This is a genomic window from Phytobacter sp. V91, assembly GCF_965644225.1.
GTDB lineage: Bacteria > Pseudomonadota > Gammaproteobacteria > Enterobacterales > Enterobacteriaceae > CBFFRJ01.
Genome location: NZ_CBFFRJ010000010.1, coordinates 13709 through 28420, shown reverse-complemented (window position 1 = coordinate 28420; position 14712 = coordinate 13709). Strand labels below are relative to the sequence as shown.

13 protein-coding genes and 1 pseudogene are annotated in these 14712 nt (G+C 55.8%); 3 read left to right on the top strand and 11 right to left on the bottom strand.

The features are described from left to right. Positions 1 to 2 precede the first annotated feature (2 nt). From ACSZO4_RS03495 to trmJ, 3 genes are all read right to left on the bottom strand, one after another. Positions 3 to 1217 carry an IscS subfamily cysteine desulfurase gene (locus ACSZO4_RS03495; protein ID WP_437887460.1) on the bottom strand — a complete coding sequence of 405 codons (1215 nt, stop codon included), beginning with the start codon at positions 1215 to 1217 and terminating at the stop codon, positions 3 to 5. A 239-nt stretch (positions 1218 to 1456) separates the two neighbouring features. Further along, a complete protein-coding gene (gene iscR, locus ACSZO4_RS03490) occupies positions 1457 to 1948 on the bottom strand; it encodes a Fe-S cluster assembly transcriptional regulator IscR (protein WP_437887459.1) in 492 nt (163 codons plus the stop codon). 217 nt (positions 1949 to 2165) lie between these two features. Beyond that, the gene (trmJ, locus tag ACSZO4_RS03485) at positions 2166 to 2903 is read right to left on the bottom strand and encodes a tRNA (cytosine(32)/uridine(32)-2'-O)-methyltransferase TrmJ (RefSeq protein WP_437887458.1); all 738 of its coding nucleotides are present in this window, start codon (positions 2901 to 2903) and stop codon (positions 2166 to 2168) included. A gap of 119 nt (positions 2904 to 3022) precedes the next feature. Here trmJ and suhB point away from each other — a divergent pair, with 119 nt between their 5' ends. Continuing rightward, complete coding sequence (gene suhB, locus ACSZO4_RS03480) at positions 3023 to 3826, top strand: inositol-1-monophosphatase (protein ID WP_437887457.1); 804 nt, start codon at positions 3023 to 3025, stop codon at positions 3824 to 3826. Between the two features lie 155 nt (positions 3827 to 3981). Then, entirely contained in the window at positions 3982 to 4839 is an 858-nt protein-coding gene (locus ACSZO4_RS03475; protein ID WP_437887491.1) for an alpha/beta hydrolase, read from the top strand. Between the two features lie 12 nt (positions 4840 to 4851). Here the strand turns inward: ACSZO4_RS03475 and ACSZO4_RS03470 are convergent, their stop codons facing one another. Then, complete coding sequence (locus tag ACSZO4_RS03470) at positions 4852 to 5832, bottom strand: nickel/cobalt transporter (RefSeq protein ID WP_437887456.1); 981 nt, start codon at positions 5830 to 5832, stop codon at positions 4852 to 4854. After that, positions 5823 to 6461 carry a DUF1007 family protein gene (locus ACSZO4_RS03465; RefSeq protein ID WP_437887455.1) on the bottom strand — a complete coding sequence of 213 codons (639 nt, stop codon included), beginning with the start codon at positions 6459 to 6461 and terminating at the stop codon, positions 5823 to 5825. Before ACSZO4_RS03465 ends, ACSZO4_RS03470 begins: the two co-directional genes overlap by 10 nt. Positions 6462 to 6585: 124 nt before the next feature. On the opposite strand from ACSZO4_RS03465, the pseudogene csiE reads away from it, so the two are divergent. Next, positions 6586 to 7863 (top strand): annotated as a pseudogene (gene csiE, locus ACSZO4_RS03460) (stationary phase inducible protein CsiE). Here the strand turns inward: csiE and ACSZO4_RS03455 are convergent. The 6 genes from ACSZO4_RS03455 to ACSZO4_RS03430 all read right to left on the bottom strand — a co-directional run bounded on the left by ACSZO4_RS03455 (position 7860) and on the right by ACSZO4_RS03430 (position 14624). Further along, positions 7860 to 8999, bottom strand: a complete 1140-nt coding sequence (locus ACSZO4_RS03455; RefSeq protein ID WP_437887454.1) for a 3-phenylpropionate MFS transporter — start codon at positions 8997 to 8999, stop codon at positions 7860 to 7862. The pseudogene csiE and the gene ACSZO4_RS03455 overlap by 4 nt on opposite strands. 100 nt (positions 9000 to 9099) lie before the next feature. Beyond that, complete coding sequence (locus ACSZO4_RS03450; protein ID WP_437887452.1) at positions 9100 to 9963, bottom strand: aldose 1-epimerase; 864 nt, start codon at positions 9961 to 9963, stop codon at positions 9100 to 9102. 11 nt (positions 9964 to 9974) lie between these two features. Continuing rightward, positions 9975 to 11036 (bottom strand): zinc-dependent alcohol dehydrogenase family protein, encoded by a 1062-nt coding sequence (locus ACSZO4_RS03445; RefSeq protein WP_437887490.1) that lies wholly within the window; start codon positions 11034 to 11036, stop codon positions 9975 to 9977. 61 nt (positions 11037 to 11097) lie between these two features. Further along, positions 11098 to 12093, bottom strand: a complete 996-nt coding sequence (locus tag ACSZO4_RS03440; protein ID WP_437887489.1) for an ABC transporter permease — start codon at positions 12091 to 12093, stop codon at positions 11098 to 11100. A gap of 25 nt (positions 12094 to 12118) precedes the next feature. Beyond that, positions 12119 to 13630, bottom strand: a complete 1512-nt coding sequence (locus ACSZO4_RS03435) for a sugar ABC transporter ATP-binding protein (protein WP_437887488.1) — start codon at positions 13628 to 13630, stop codon at positions 12119 to 12121. A gap of 10 nt (positions 13631 to 13640) precedes the next feature. Continuing rightward, on the bottom strand, positions 13641 to 14624 hold the full coding sequence (locus ACSZO4_RS03430) for a substrate-binding domain-containing protein (RefSeq protein ID WP_437887450.1): 984 nt from the start codon (positions 14622 to 14624) through the stop codon (positions 13641 to 13643). Positions 14625 to 14712 lie beyond the last annotated feature (88 nt).

Sequence of the window (14712 nt, the reverse complement as noted above, 5' to 3'; positions counted from 1 at the left end):
GATTAATGATGTGACCATTCAATGCTGTTCAAATCCACGCCCTGCTTAAACATTTCCCACAGAGGAGAAAGGTCACGCAGACGGCCAATGGAATTACGCACCAGCTTGATGGTGTATTCGATCTCTTCTTCGGTGGTGAAACGGCCTAAGGAGAAACGAATGGAGCTGTGTGCCAGCTCATCAGTCATACCCAGTGCGCGCAGCACATAGGATGGCTCAAGGCTTGCGGAGGTACAGGCAGAACCAGAGGATACAGCCAGGTCTTTTAAGGCCATGATCAGCGACTCGCCTTCAACGTAGTTAAAGCTGACGTTGAGGATGTTCGGCGCGCCCTGCTCGAGGTCACCATTCAGGTACACCTCTTCCATATCTTTTACGCCTTCCCACAGACGGTTACGCAGGCCACGCAGGCGCGCCATATCGGTTTCCATCTCTTCTTTGGCAATACGGTAAGCTTCGCCCATGCCAACGATCTGGTGAACAGGCAGGGTGCCGGAACGCATACCGCGTTCATGACCGCCGCCGTGCATTTGCGCTTCGATACGGATACGGGGTTTACGACGCACGTAGAGTGCGCCAATTCCTTTAGGACCATAAATTTTGTGGCCGGAGAAGGACATCAGATCCACTTTCAGCTGGCTCAGATCGATAGGCAGTTTGCCCACGCTCTGGGTAGCATCAACGTGGTAGATAATGCCGCGAGCACGACACATTTCGCCGATGGTAGCGATGTCCTGCACCACGCCGATTTCGTTGTTCACGTGCATAATAGAAACGAGGATGGTGTCATCACGCATCGCCGCTTCGAGTTCTTTCAGGTCGATAATCCCGTTGCTCGCAGGCGCCAGGTAAGTGACCTCAAAACCTTCACGCTCAAGCTGGCGACAGGTGTCCAGCACGGCTTTGTGTTCGGTTTTGCTGGTAATAACGTGCTTACCTTTTTTCTGGTAAAAGTTAGCAGCGCCTTTAATTGCCAGGTTGTCGGATTCGGTAGCACCGGAGGTGAATACAATCTCACGCGGGTCAGCGCCTACCAGCTCAGCAATCTGATTACGGGCGATATCAACCGCCTCTTCAGCATGCCAGCCAAAACGGTGTGAACGGGAAGCCGGGTTACCAAAGTTTCCGTCCAGGGTCAGACACTGCATCATTTTCTCAGCAACACGCGGATCCACCGGCGTCGTTGCGGAGTAATCGAGATAAATCGGTAATTTCATTGCTCTTAAACTCCGTACATCACTCAATGCAATGAACCAGGCTCTCGACTGGATGTTCAGTCGTTATACGGGGTGATTGCTCACCCCGGCCTGATTCTGAATTTTTATAATGTTTAACCTGACTGTTTTGCGGTGCGGCAAGGCGGCAAGCTTGTGATTACCCAGGAGCTTACACAGGTAAGTGGCTGGGTTGAACAAGCGCGGCCAACGCAGCAGCGCCCCGAAACAGGACGGGTAAATTATGCGCGCAGTTTGACGTCGATAGCGTCCTGACCACGGGTCGTGCGATGGGTTTCGTGCGAATGCTGACGATCGGACACATCAAGGATCTCCTGGTTATTAACCAGTTCACCCAGGGTGATGTTGTTTAAGAAACCGGTCAGACGATCGCTCAGATCACGCCACAGCGCATGGGTCAGGCATTTATCGCCGCCCTGACAGCCTGTTTTACCCTGGCAACGAGTGGCATCAACGGACTCGTCAACGGCACTGATCACTTCGCCAACTGCGATGCTGCTTGCATCTTTACCTAACAGATAACCGCCACCCGGACCACGTACGCTGGCAACGAGGCCATTTTTACGTAAGCGGGAGAAAAGCTGTTCCAGATAAGACAGGGAAATACCCTGACGCTCGGAAATATCAGCCAGGGGTACCGGACCCGTATCAGAGTTGAGCGCAACGTCCAGCATTGCGGTAACGGCATAACGCCCTTTAGATGTCAGTCTCATGTCTTAACTTAGCCTCAGACTCGCCCCTGCCCGGGGTTTTTTATTAAAATTCAAAATAACGTCGCATAGCGGAGGCAAGTCTGACATTCCCGACTAAATTGGTCAACTATTTACTTGACTGTTTTAGTCAGGTATTTGGCATTTTGTGTGTTTTGAGTTAGATGCGGCTTACTGCTCTCGGCCCAACCCTCTCCCACGGGGAGAGGGAGGAAGGAAGTTACTGCTTTTCCTGAGTCTTCTGCTCGATTGACGCCAGCATACCGCGCAGGATGTTGAGCTCCTGGCTTTCCGGACGGGCGCGGGTAAACAGACGGCGCAGTTTATTCATCACCTGGCCCGGATGGTTTTCACGAATGAAACCGGTAGAGAGTAGGGTTTTTTCCAGATGACCATAGAAACGTTCCAGATCGTCAACCAGCGGATAAGGCGCTTCTTCTTCCACTTGTGCCGCACTGTTCTCTTCCTGCGTCGCCAGCCAGGCCATGCGCACTTCATAAGCAATGACCTGAACCGCCATCGCCAGATTCAGCGAGCTGTATTCCGGGTTCGCGGCAATGGCGACGTGGTAATGGCATTTTTGCAGCTCATCATTGGTCAGGCCCACACGCTCACGACCAAAGACCAGCGCCACCGGCGCATGTTTGCCTTCGGCAACGCTTTTGAGTCCACACTCGCGGGGATCGAGCATCGGCCACGGCAGAGTGCGTGAACGGGCGCTGGTGCCAACCACCAGACTGCATCCCGCCAGAGCTTCATCCAGGGTGTCGACAATTTTGGCATCGCCAATCACATCGCTGGCGCCAGCGGCCAGCGCAATAGCCTGGGAATCCGGCTTCACCAGCGGATTGACCAGCCACAGATTGGTCAGGCCCATTGTTTTCATTGCGCGGGCGACGGAGCCCATGTTGCCAGTGTGAGAGGTCTCCACCAGCACGATTCGAATATTTTGCAGCATAGTTTTTCTACGGCTAAAGAATATTTGTGCATATTATCATAAACCGAAGACATATTCCGAATACGCTGCTATTATACGCGCCGTTTTCCCCGTTCTTTAACATCCAGTGAGAGAGACCGATGCATCCGATGCTGACCATCGCCGTGCGCGCAGCGCGCAAGGCGGGTAATTTAATTGCCAAACACTACGAAACGCCAGACTCCGTAGAATCCAGCCAGAAAGGCAGCAATGATTTCGTGACTAACGTCGATAAAGCCGCTGAAGCGATTATTATCGAAACCATTCGCAAATCTTACCCGCAACACACCATCATCACCGAAGAAAGCGGTGAACATGAAGGCGAAGATCAGGATGTTCAATGGGTTATCGATCCACTGGATGGCACCACCAACTTTATCAAACGCCTGCCACACTTCTCCGTTTCTATCGCCGTACGCATTAAAGGCCGTACTGAAGTGGCGGTGGTTTACGATCCAATGCGTAATGAACTGTTCACCGCGACCCGTGGCCAGGGCGCGCAGCTGAACGGTTATCGTCTGCGCGGCAGCATTGCCCGCGATCTCGATGGCACGATTCTGGCAACCGGCTTCCCGTTCAAAGTGAAGCAACACGCGCCTGCCTACATCAAAATCATCGGCAAACTGTTTACCGAATGCGCCGACTTCCGTCGCACCGGCTCCGCCGCGCTGGATCTGGCCTATGTGGCCGCTGGCCGCGTTGACGGTTTCTTTGAGATCGGTCTGAAGCCGTGGGATTTCGCTGCGGGCGAACTGCTGGTGCGTGAAGCGGGCGGCCTGGTGTGCGATTTCACCGGCGGTCATGGCTATATGATGAGCGGTAATGTCGTTGCGGGTAACCCACGCGTGGTTAAAGCCATGCTGGCCAATATGCGTGACGAACTGAGTGAAGCGCTGAAGCGTTAATCTCTTCGCTAACGGGTGAGGCCATACTCACCCGTTTTCTCCACCGGGCTGTTTTCCTAAACCTGCCGCCAGCACTTTACTTCCTTCCACATCTTCGTCACGTTCGGTAATCACTATTACGATTGCGTCGTTATTGCAACGGCAAGGAAGCGATGATGATTTTTCCCGGCAAGAAGCGTTGCGCCAGGTATCTGCTTATTCTCTCAGGCTTGCTGATCTGCGTTTATTCTCTTCAGATTATCGCCATTGGCGCCTTTTATCATCCGAATAACAAAACTTATCGCCAGATGCCCAGGCTTGCTGAGTCCGTTATTTTTACCGCTAAAGACGGTACCCGCCTGCACGGCTGGTTTATTCCATCATCTGTCGCTCCGGCCCAGGACGCTGTCGCGACCGTTATCCATGCCCACGGCAATGCCGGAAATATGTCGGCACACTGGCCTTTAGTCAGCTGGTTGCCGGAAAGAAATTTTAATCTTTTTATGTTCGATTACCGCGGATTCGGTGAATCAGAAGGCGCACCCACTCCGCAGGGCTTGTGTGATGACACCCAAAGCGCAATTGATTATGTGCGTCAACGCGATGATGTCGATGCGCAGCGTTTAGTGCTGCTGGGGCAGAGCCTCGGGGGAAACAACGTGCTTGCTGCTGCGGGTCGCAGCGATCGTTCCGGCATCCGCGCCGTTATCCTGGATTCAACTTTTTTGTCCTACTCGGCTATCGCCAGCCAGAAAATCCCCGGCAGCGGTTTTCTGCTGGATGACAGCTACAGCGCCGACCGCTATATCAGCACCATCAGTCCGGTTCCCGTGCTGCTTATCCATGGCACCGCAGACCGCGTTATCCCCTGGCAACATAGCGAAGAGCTGTTCGCCCTTGCCCGTGAGCCCAAACAACTGATCATTATTCCAGATGGCGAGCATATTGATGCCTTCACGCAAAAACATGGCGATCGCTACCGTGATGCGGTAGTCAGTTTTCTGCAAACAGCGCTACCGGCACCGCCAAAGTAAATCCGGGCGGTGTCAGAACGGCCTCAATCCCCCGCCTGGCGGCATAGCACTTACCCACATCACCAGCGCCGCCACTATTAACAGTGAACCACCGGCTAATGCCAGCGTCGTCCAGCCAACCTGTTTCCAGAGCGCGGGGGCTTTATTACCACTGAGTTTTACTGCCAGCGTGCGGAAGCAATGCACCAGTAATGCAAGAGAGGTGATCGTCAGCGAGGTTCCGGCGGCCATCGCCATCGCGGAAGCGACGCCCCAGCCGAACACCCCTACCACCTTACTGAACAACAGCACCATAATCGCCCCCGAGCAGGGACGCATGCCCATTGAGAGAACGATCATCCCACGCGCCCGCCAGTCATCGCCCTGTTGCAGCTGTTCTGCGCCAGGCAAATGCTGATGTCCGCAACCACAGTGCTGATGGTGAACATGATGAGGGCTGAACGCCTTAAAGGTGGGTTTACGCAAAATCTTGCGCAGCTTGTTGATTGCCCGCCAGCAGAGCAGCATCCCCAGCACGCCGACCAGCGCATAACTGCCCTTCTCCAGCCAGAAACTGCTTAAATGCAATTGCCGCGCGGGCAGTTGCAGCAAGGTCAGCACCACAAACACCAGCGATACCGCCACCAGCCCCTGCAACAGAGATGAGGCCAGCGTCAGGCCAATACTGGATTTTAACTTCGAAGGATGAGTGGCAAGCCAGGTGGCGATCACCACTTTGCCGTGGCCTGGCCCCAGAGCATGCAGCACGCCATAAATAAAGCTCACCAGCAGCAGTGAACTGCCCGCTTTCGTTGGGTTCTCCGCCACTCCTTTTAGCAGCGTGCTCAGCTGCTGATTAAACTCACGCTGCCAGCCAATACTCTCGCGCATGACCTGGGGCCAGGCCTGCCAGAGCCAGCAGGCCGCCGCCATCGCCAGCAGCAAAAAAAGCGCCAGCGGCCAGACTTCACGCAGGCGTCGGCGGGAAACCCGGGATGTTGCGATCACTGACATTGCAGACTCACCGTTTGTGCAAATTGTTTACCCAGCTCCATGCTTTCCTCTGGCGCATCGGCTTTATCCAGCGACTGCGCATAGTCCAGAACCTCATCCCCAGGATGTGGCGTGTGCACCTTAAGCGCGCATTTATCCCGCAGTTCAGCGGGCAAGGTCACATCCGCATCCTGCTCGTAGCTCATATCAACATAATAGGTGGGATCAAAGGTGGAAAAGGTGTAAGTCTGCCCGCTCAGCGGCTGCGGCTCCGCGAGGGGTAATGCAAAAATCAGCACCGCCTGATGGCCGTCACGCTCCATCCCGTAATGCAGCGGGCGATTGAGAAACTTCACTTTTTTCCCGTTGTGCCAGACCTCGGTGAAATAGTGCTGCCCCAGCACATTGGCCATCACCTCGGCGGCCAGTTTCTTCCAGATTTCCTCACCCGGTTTTGCATTTCCGGCATCATAAAGCAGGTCCGCCGAGGTGATTTCGTCCATCGTCCAGCGCATCTCCAGCCCGCTCCACTGCCCATTTTCAGCGATAAGTTCCGTTTTGAGACGGATAAAACTGTGGGGATGGGCCAACGCAGCGGATGATAAAAGCGCGAGAAAAAACCCTGTGGCGCACTGTTTGACTGCTTGCATGTATTCCTCGCGAGAAAAATTCTGTGATGCTCTCCGGCAATCCTGATGGAAAGGGCTACAGGGGCTCTTTCCGGGTGAGTACCTTTAGCTATCCTTATCGAACAACCTCACTGGAACCCAGCAGATGACAATTGTAATGACGCCACCATCTGTGCTCTCCAGTCCGCAGCGTCGCTGCCAGGTGCTGTTGATGCTTGCCCTGCCCGGGCAGCGCATCACCACACAAGCGATTCGCGCAATGAATGGCGTGGACGAAGAGGTCGCACGACAAGATATAGCCGACACCGACCATGAAATCCAGCGCTATCATCGGCTTAACATTGCGTCCCAACAGGATGGCAGCTATCGGATTGTCGGCACCACCCTCGATCAACGTTTATGCCAGATGCAGTGGCTGCGTCGTGGCCTGCGCCTGTGTCCGCAATTTATTTCTCAGCATTATACTCCGGCGCTGAAATCAGCTCTCAGACAGCGCGGCGTTGCCCGCACGCTTTACGATGACACTAATCTTCGGGCGCTGATTAACCTGTGCTCCCGTCGCTAACAGCGTTCGTTCGAGTGCCACGATATCCAGTTTTTACGCCTCTGTCTGCAATATTGCCTGCTGCAAAGCCACACGGGCTTTTCGCCGCAATTTAACCCGGAGCAGCACGCCTGGACAAAAATGCGGGACGAGTATCTGGCCGCCCACGAGATCGTTCGCCACTGGCAGCGCCGCGTAGCGGTAGTGCCCCCGGCGAATGAGCACACCTATCTGGCATTACTGTTTATGATGCTGCGCACGCCGGATCCACTGAACGACTGCCAGCAGCAGGATCAACGTCTCCGGCAGGCGATTACCCAACTGGTGGATCGTTTTCGGCAACTGGCGGGACTGCGCTTTAGTGACGAGCGGGGGCTGACGGCCCAGCTTTATACCCATATTGCCCAGGCGCTGGACAGAAATCTGTTTGGTATTGGTATCGATAACAGTTTGCAGGAGGAGATTGAGCGCCTCTATCCCAGACTGATTCGCACCACCCGCGAGGCGTTAGTGGACCTGGAGACAGAGTATGCGCTGCGCTTTAGCGCTGAAGAAGCTGGTCTTGTGGCGGTTATTTTTGGCGCCTGGCTGATGCAGGATGCGGAACTGCAGGAAAAACAGGTGGTGTTAATCACCGGCCATGAGCCGCAAAGGGAGCAGGAAATTGAGCTGCAATTGCGCGAACTCACGCTCCTGCCGCTCAACATCAAATATCAGTCGGTGCGTGAATTTCAAAAACAGGGCGCGCCCCGCGGCGTGACGTTGATTGTCACACCTTATGCCATCCCACTGCCGCTGTTCTCTGCCCCGCTTATCCACTCGGATCAGACGCTCACCGACCATCAGCAGTTGCATATCCGCGCCATGCTTGAATCTTAATGCTGACTGCTGACCTGTGGGCGCAGGAACAATGCCGGAATGACCAGCAGCGCCATCACCCAGAACAACCCCTGATGAAGATGCTGATAGAGGAAGCCGGACACCATCGTCATCAGGGCGATGCTGCCGCCCATCGCCACCGCTGAATAGACCGCCTGTAAGCGGATAATCTCGCTCTCTTTACGCGCCGCGATGTAGCGCATCCCCGCCAGATGGCAGACGGTGAAGGTGCCGCAATGCAGAATTTGCACCACAATCAGCCACGGCAGCTCGGTCGTCCAGCCCATCAGCCCCCAGCGAAGCAGGCCGCTGACCGCAGAAAGCAGCAGTAAATCACGCGCGCTAAAGCGGCGGAACAGTCGGTTGCTGAGGGTAAAGACCACCACTTCAGCCACCACCCCAAGCGACCACAAATAACCGATGGTCGACGCCGAGTAACCCGCTTCCTGCCAGTAAAGAGCGCTGAAACCGTAGTAAGCGGCATGCGCGCCCTGAAGCAGAGACACGCAAGCCAGAAAACGCCAGTTTTTGCCCATCAGCTCACGCCATGCCTGCCAGCCGGTGGCATCCTGTTGACGCATTTCACCTTGCGGAAGAATAGAGGGGCGAATCAGCATCCCCAACAGCATAGAGACCACGCCCAGGGTCAGCATCGCCAGCACGGCGCGGTAATCAAATTCGCTGACCAGCTTACCCGTAGCCGCCGAGCCAATCACAAAGGCAATTGAGCCCCAGACCCGTACCCGGCCATAGTCCATGGGAAACTGTTTTTGCCAGGTATTGGCCAGCGCATCGGTCAATGGCACCAGCGGTGAGAAAAAGAGGTTAAAGCCGACAATCACCACCATCAGCCAGGCCACGTGCGTTCCGGCCCAGAAACCGAGGGCAAACACCAGTGTTATCAGGGCAAGGAGACGCAGGGCGTTGATCAGCAGCGAAGGGTTACTGACCCGCGGCGCAATCAGCAGGCTGCCCAGAAAGCGAGCCACCAGGCCTGCGCCAAGCAAAATACCGATGGTTTCGGGGGTGAGCCCTGTCCCTTTGAGCCAGACGCTCCAGAAAGGGAGAAAAATACCGTAGCTAAAAAAGTAGGTGAAATAAGCGAGCGCCAGCCAGCGCGTGGACTGCAATACCATGATTTCCTCCTGAATGGTGGCGATAGTCTGGAGGGAAACAGGCGAACTGGCAAGTAACAGTTATATAACATGCCTGCCCGATAACAAGCAGGCATAATATTCACGGGACAAATTCAAGCACCATCGTCTGACTCAGGCTTTCACCGGGTTTCAGAGCTACCAGCTTGCCTGCCTGGGGGCGGTGATGATCGTCAGGGGCATGGCTCATTGGCTCCAGACAGAAGAAGTCAAAGGCATAGCCTTTATCAAATGCCGGGTCGGAGACGAAGATAAAATAACAGGGTGCCGCAGGCTCGGTATGCATGCGTAAACCATAGCCAGGCTGGCGAATACTGGCCTTACCGTCCCAGCCGGCAAAACCGTTATTCACCCACTGGCGAGGTAAAGGGGCGGGATGATTAAAATCCAGAGCCGCAGGCAATGCGTCCTGATACTCTCCAGCCAGCCACTGTTCACGCTCAAGCCAGTATCCACAAGCCGGTGCCTCGATACGCGTGTCCTCGCTCAGTGGAAAATAAGGGTGCCAGCCCAGGCCAAAAGGCAAGGTCTCATCACTCTCACTGGTCACGGTAAGGGTGACTGACAGCGCCGAGTCTGATAGCTGAAAATGTTGCTGTGCGCGATAGCGATAAACGCCACTGCATTGCCGGTAAGCGAGCGACAACGACGAAGGGGTCTTTTCATTCAGTTGCCACAGATTAAGCCAGCCATCGCCATGCAGATAGTGGCTGTCCCAGTCAACATTCGGCGAGAACTGGTAAGACTTTCCCTGCCACTGAAAACCATTACCGCTCACCCGATTACCAAAGGGCACCAGCGGGAAACAGGAAGACTCCACCGCCACCCCGCTTTGCCTGCCGGGGCGAAGCAGAGGGATATCCTGATGCCAGAAGCCTTCAATCACCCCGCCGCTTTCAGATACCAGCAGCCGTAGCGGCCCTTGCTGTAAGGTAAACAACGCCATTTTGCACCTCGTCAGTCAGGGAAGTTGATGACCACTTTGCCGCACTTACCGCTCGCCATCAGGGCATAAGCCTCACCCACCTGCTCAAGAGAGAAACGATGAGTGATGGCATTACGCGGCCACAGTTTCCAGTCGGTGAGATCCTGAGCGCATTTCTCCATATGGAAGAGGCTGGTGACCCAGGAGCCGATAATGCGCCGCTGGTGATGCATCAGATCGGCGCTGACTTCGAACTCCACTTTGCCGGTTTCGCCAATATAGACCACCCGCCCCCAGTCGGCGGTGGATTGCAGCGCCAGCAGTCGCCCGGCGGCGTTACCTGAGCAGTCGAGCGCCACATCGGCCCCACCCCGCGTCAGTTCACTAATGATGGCCGGTAACCCTTCAGTGGTCGCCAGGTAGCCGTTGTCCATGACTCCAAGCTGTTTGGCCATCGCAAGGCGTTCCGGCAGCATATCGACCCCAATAACTCGTTTCGCCCCCCGCCCACGCGCCAGCATCATCGCCATCATCCCCACCGGCCCCAGGCCCACCACCAGCACGTTATCGTTGCCGGAGACCTCGCCGCGCAAAATTCCCTCATACGCGGTCCCCACTCCGCAGCTGATAAATGCCCCGTCCTCATAGCTGAGCGCATCGGGCAGCATGATCAGATCTTTTTCTTCCGCCAGCAGGTACTGCGCATGGCCGCCATCACGTTGCCAGCCATAGGCAGCTTTACCCTCACCGGTACAGGAGATGGGAAAACCGCGTCGGCAGTTGCTGCAAAATCCACAGCCGGAAATGTGGTACACCAGCACCCGGTCACCCTCTTTAAAATGACGACAGCCAGCCCCACGCGCCACAATCTGCCCGCAGGGTTCATGGCCGTTGATATACCCCTGATACAGCGGTTTATCCGGTGCTGCCGCCGTCGCCCGGTGCTGATGATAGATATAGTGGACATCGCTGCCGCAGATGCCTGACGACTTCATTTTTATCAGCACCTGGTTAATGCCAGGCTGCGGTACGGGCACTTCCCGTAAATCGACGGTGGAGTTGCCCGGCAAGTAAGCTGCCAGCATGGTTTTCATCATTCCCTCGTTCCTCTGTAGCAATCGTGTTGGCGCCGGTCCGGCGCGAAGAGTAATCTAATCAGCGCTTTTTACTGTTCCGCTGGGTCAGCAGAATGTTCGCCAGTACCGCCACGACGATGATGACGCCGCGTACCACCTGCTGGAAAAAGGAGTTAATACCGAGTAACACCAGGCCGTTGCCGATAAGCGTTATCACCAGAACGCCAAGCAAAGTGCCAAGCAACGATCCGCGACCACCGGAGAGCGCCGTCCCCCCAACCACCACCGCGGCAATAACATCGAACTCCAGACCGTTTGCCGCTCCGGCGTTGCCTGACCCAAGCCGGGCCGCCAGCAGAATGCCGGTCACCGCCGCCAGCAGGCCCGAAAGGGTGAAAATCAAAATCCGCACCCGTTTAACATTAATGCCGCACAGCTGGGCTGCCGTGGCATTGCCGCCGACGGCAAAAACCGAGCGGCCAAAGGCGGTTTTACGGCTAATAAACACGAAGACCGCAAACAGCAGCAGCATTATCAGGGCGGAAACCGGCACCCCCAGAAATTGCCCTCCCAGCCAGTCCAGTACGTCGTTTTCTTCAATCGGCACCGGCAGCGCGTTGGTCATAAACAGCCCCATCCCGCGCAGCGCACTCCATAAGCCTAAGGTCGCCACAAAGCTCGGTACGTTGAACACGCCACGTAAAATACCGGCCAGCGTTCCCATCGCCGCCCCGAGCAGTAGTACCAGCAAACAGGCAAGGACAAGCGGCACCTGGAACTGCAACAGAAACGCCAGGCAGACGGAGACAAAGGCCACCATCGGCCCGATGCTGACATCAATTTCGCCGGAGATAATAATCAGCGTCATGGCCCAGGCGGCGATCCCAATGGTGGCGGCATCGCGCAGCATATTCATTTGATTATTGAGCGAGATAAACCCGGGAGCATTAAGCGAAAACACCAGGTACAGCATGGCGATCACCACCAGCAGGCCGACCACATTGATATGCCGACCGATAAACTGTTTTAGCGATCCTTGTTTGCCCTGCGGCAAGGTGACAGATGAGGCTGACATCATAAATTCCTCTGTAGGGCAGTCATCAATGGACAGATAAAATCGCGGACATCAGTTCATCCACGCTGACAGGGGAGACAAATTCGCGGGTGAAGGTTCCTCGCTGTAACAACAGGATTCGGTCGCAGACCAGCGGCAGCTCCTCCACTTCGCTGGAAATAAACACCACGCTTTTCCCTTCCTGCGCCAGTTCGCGCACAATGCGGTAGATCTGTTGTTTGGCTTCGATATCCACGCCGCGGGTAGGCTCATCGAGCAACAGAATTTGGCTGCCCGCATAGACCCAGCGGCCAATAACCACTTTTTGCTGATTACCGCCGGAAAGCGTGCCGATGGCCGTCTCACTGCTGCTGGCTTTGACGCTCATCCGCTGCATGATGCTTTCAGTGAAAGTGCGAATACGCGGCCATTGCAGGACCCCGCGAACGCTGACGGCATGGCGGTTGGTGAAAACCGTATTTTCATCCACCCCGAGCAAGGGAATGACTCCCGCCTCCTTGCGATTTTCCGGCGTATAACCTATTCCGCGCTTAAGCATCCCGGCGTAGTCCGGCTGACGCAGCGTTTCGCCGTTAAGGGTGACGACGCCTGAATCAAACGGCTCCAGCCCGACAATGGCCTTCAGCAGTTCGCTACGCCCGGCCCCCAGCAGCCCGGCAATACCCAGCACCTCGCCGCGTTTGAGGGTGAAAGAGATCGCGTCAAGCTTCGGCGGCAGACACAGCCCCTGCACCTCCAGCACCGCCTCCTCCGGCAAAACTCGTCGGGATACCGGCACCTGCTCTTCATGCTCGCGCCCGAGCATCAGGGCAACGATATGGCTGGTCGTGGTGTTCCGGAGCGCCACATTGCCTGCCACCTGGCCGTCACGCATGATAGTGGCCGATGACGCAATACGGCGGATCTCCTCCATCCGATGGCTTACGTAGATAACCGCCACGCCCAGCGCCGACATCTTTGTCACTGCGGCCATAACCAGTTCCACTTCCGCGCTGGCAAGGGAGCTGGTGGGCTCATCGAGGATCACCAGCTTCGGATCTCCGGCCATAACCCTGGCAATTTCCACCAGCTGCTTTTGCGCCGGACTTAAACTTTCCACCAGCGCATCCGGCTCGACATCGACCCCAAGTCTGGCAAGACACTGGCGGGCTGCTTGTTGCATCTGCGCCTGGTCAATCATCCCACGCCGTTTTGGCCACTGACCGAGACACAGGTTTTCTGCAACGGTCATTCCCTCCACCAGACTCAGTTCCTGATAAACAGCACGAACGCCCAGCTCAGCTGCCCGCCGGGTCAGGCTGGCATCACCGCCATCAAGTAACGACCCCGAGAGGTGAACGTCGCCGCTGTCCAGCCGTTCACTGCCCGTCAACATTCGAATAAGTGTGGATTTCCCTGCGCCGTTTTTACCGAGCAAGGCTCTGACTTCGCCCCGGTGAAGAGTGAAATCGACGTTATCCAGCGCGACTACGCCAGGGTAACGCTTATTTCCTCCGGTCACGGAGGCGATGGGGGTTGCATGCATCACCATCGCCATCTGCCTCTGGTCAGGGTAACCCGTCAACATGGGTTGCCAGCCACCGCTTGCCGTCTTCCGCCCGGGTGTAAAGATCGATAGGTACCTGAATCACCTTCTCTTTGGGCGGCGTATTGTTGACCACCTTCAGCGTCTGAGCGAAGACTGCGTCACCCATCTTCTTGCCGGAGATGTCGACCACCGCTTTAAGCACCTGGTTATTTTGTAGCTCCTGAGCAATTTCCGTGGTCATATCCGAACCGAATACCGCAATCTTCCCGGCCTTGTTCTGGTTACGCACCGCTTTAACCGCCCCGAGGGTCGCCCCACCGGATTCCCCCATGATGGCGTCGATGTCCGGCGTCGCGATAATCAGCTTTTCGCCCACCGAAATGGCCTTGTCGAGCACGGTTCCCTCCTGGTTGGCGACGATTATCATCCCCGGCACTTTCGCCTTCAGCGCCTCTTCAAAGCCTTTACGGCGCTGAACGCACACCTCATAGGCTTCGCAGTTAATGACGGCGATTTTCGGTTCCGTGATATTGCTGGCGATAAAGTAGTCGGCGGCGGCCTGACCTAATTTGCGGCCAAACTCCAGCGGATCGCCCACCAGCCAGGCGGCAACGTATTTCTCCACCCCTTTTTGGCTAATGCAGGTGTTGTAACAAAGTATCGGGATCCCTGCTTCACTGGCCCGACGCAGGGTACGGCTGCTGCCATTTTCAGAAACAGCAGAGAGAATGATGGCGTCCACGTTGCGCGCCACAAGGGTATCGATAAACGAGCTCTCTTTTGAAATATCGCCCTGAGCATTGGTCTCAATCAGCTGGACCTTAACCTCGGAGGCTTTGGCCGCATCCTGAACGCCTTGCCGCACGCCTGCGTAATAGCCCTGGGTATCGAGATAGATAGCGCCAATAGTCATCTCTTTGGGCTCAGCATTAGCGCTAACAACAGTGGTGAAGAGAGGAAAGAGTGTCAGCGCCAAAAGCGACGCTTTTAATCTGCGGGACATAATCGTCTCCTTGTAGGGTCCTGGTGTTGTTGTGTTGTAACGCGGCAACCTCCCGCGGTGGTTCTGACTTATATTTGCGATATATTTT

Bases quoted from the DNA above. Each gene is read 5' to 3' on its own strand.
- ACSZO4_RS03430 (WP_437887450.1), bottom strand. From the start codon at position 14,624: ATGTCCCGCAGATTAAAAGCGTCGCTTTTGGCGCTGACACTCTTTCCT.
- ACSZO4_RS03445 (WP_437887490.1), bottom strand. From the start codon at position 11,036: ATGAAAACCATGCTGGCAGCTTACTTGCCGGGCAACTCCACCGTCGAT.
- ACSZO4_RS03435 (WP_437887488.1), bottom strand. From the start codon at position 13,630: ATGGCGATGGTGATGCATGCAACCCCCATCGCCTCCGTGACCGGAGGA.
- ACSZO4_RS03470 (WP_437887456.1), bottom strand. From the start codon at position 5,832: ATGTCAGTGATCGCAACATCCCGGGTTTCCCGCCGACGCCTGCGTGAA.
- ACSZO4_RS03455 (WP_437887454.1), bottom strand. From the start codon at position 8,999: ATGGTATTGCAGTCCACGCGCTGGCTGGCGCTCGCTTATTTCACCTAC.
- ACSZO4_RS03440 (WP_437887489.1), bottom strand. From the start codon at position 12,093: ATGTCAGCCTCATCTGTCACCTTGCCGCAGGGCAAACAAGGATCGCTA.
- trmJ (WP_437887458.1), bottom strand. From the start codon at position 2,903: ATGCTGCAAAATATTCGAATCGTGCTGGTGGAGACCTCTCACACTGGC.
- iscR (WP_437887459.1), bottom strand. From the start codon at position 1,948: ATGAGACTGACATCTAAAGGGCGTTATGCCGTTACCGCAATGCTGGAC.
- ACSZO4_RS03475 (WP_437887491.1), top strand. From the start codon at position 3,982: ATGATTTTTCCCGGCAAGAAGCGTTGCGCCAGGTATCTGCTTATTCTC.
- ACSZO4_RS03450 (WP_437887452.1), bottom strand. From the start codon at position 9,963: ATGGCGTTGTTTACCTTACAGCAAGGGCCGCTACGGCTGCTGGTATCT.
- suhB (WP_437887457.1), top strand. From the start codon at position 3,023: ATGCATCCGATGCTGACCATCGCCGTGCGCGCAGCGCGCAAGGCGGGT.
- ACSZO4_RS03495 (WP_437887460.1), bottom strand. From the start codon at position 1,217: ATGAAATTACCGATTTATCTCGATTACTCCGCAACGACGCCGGTGGAT.
- ACSZO4_RS03465 (WP_437887455.1), bottom strand. From the start codon at position 6,461: ATGCAAGCAGTCAAACAGTGCGCCACAGGGTTTTTTCTCGCGCTTTTA.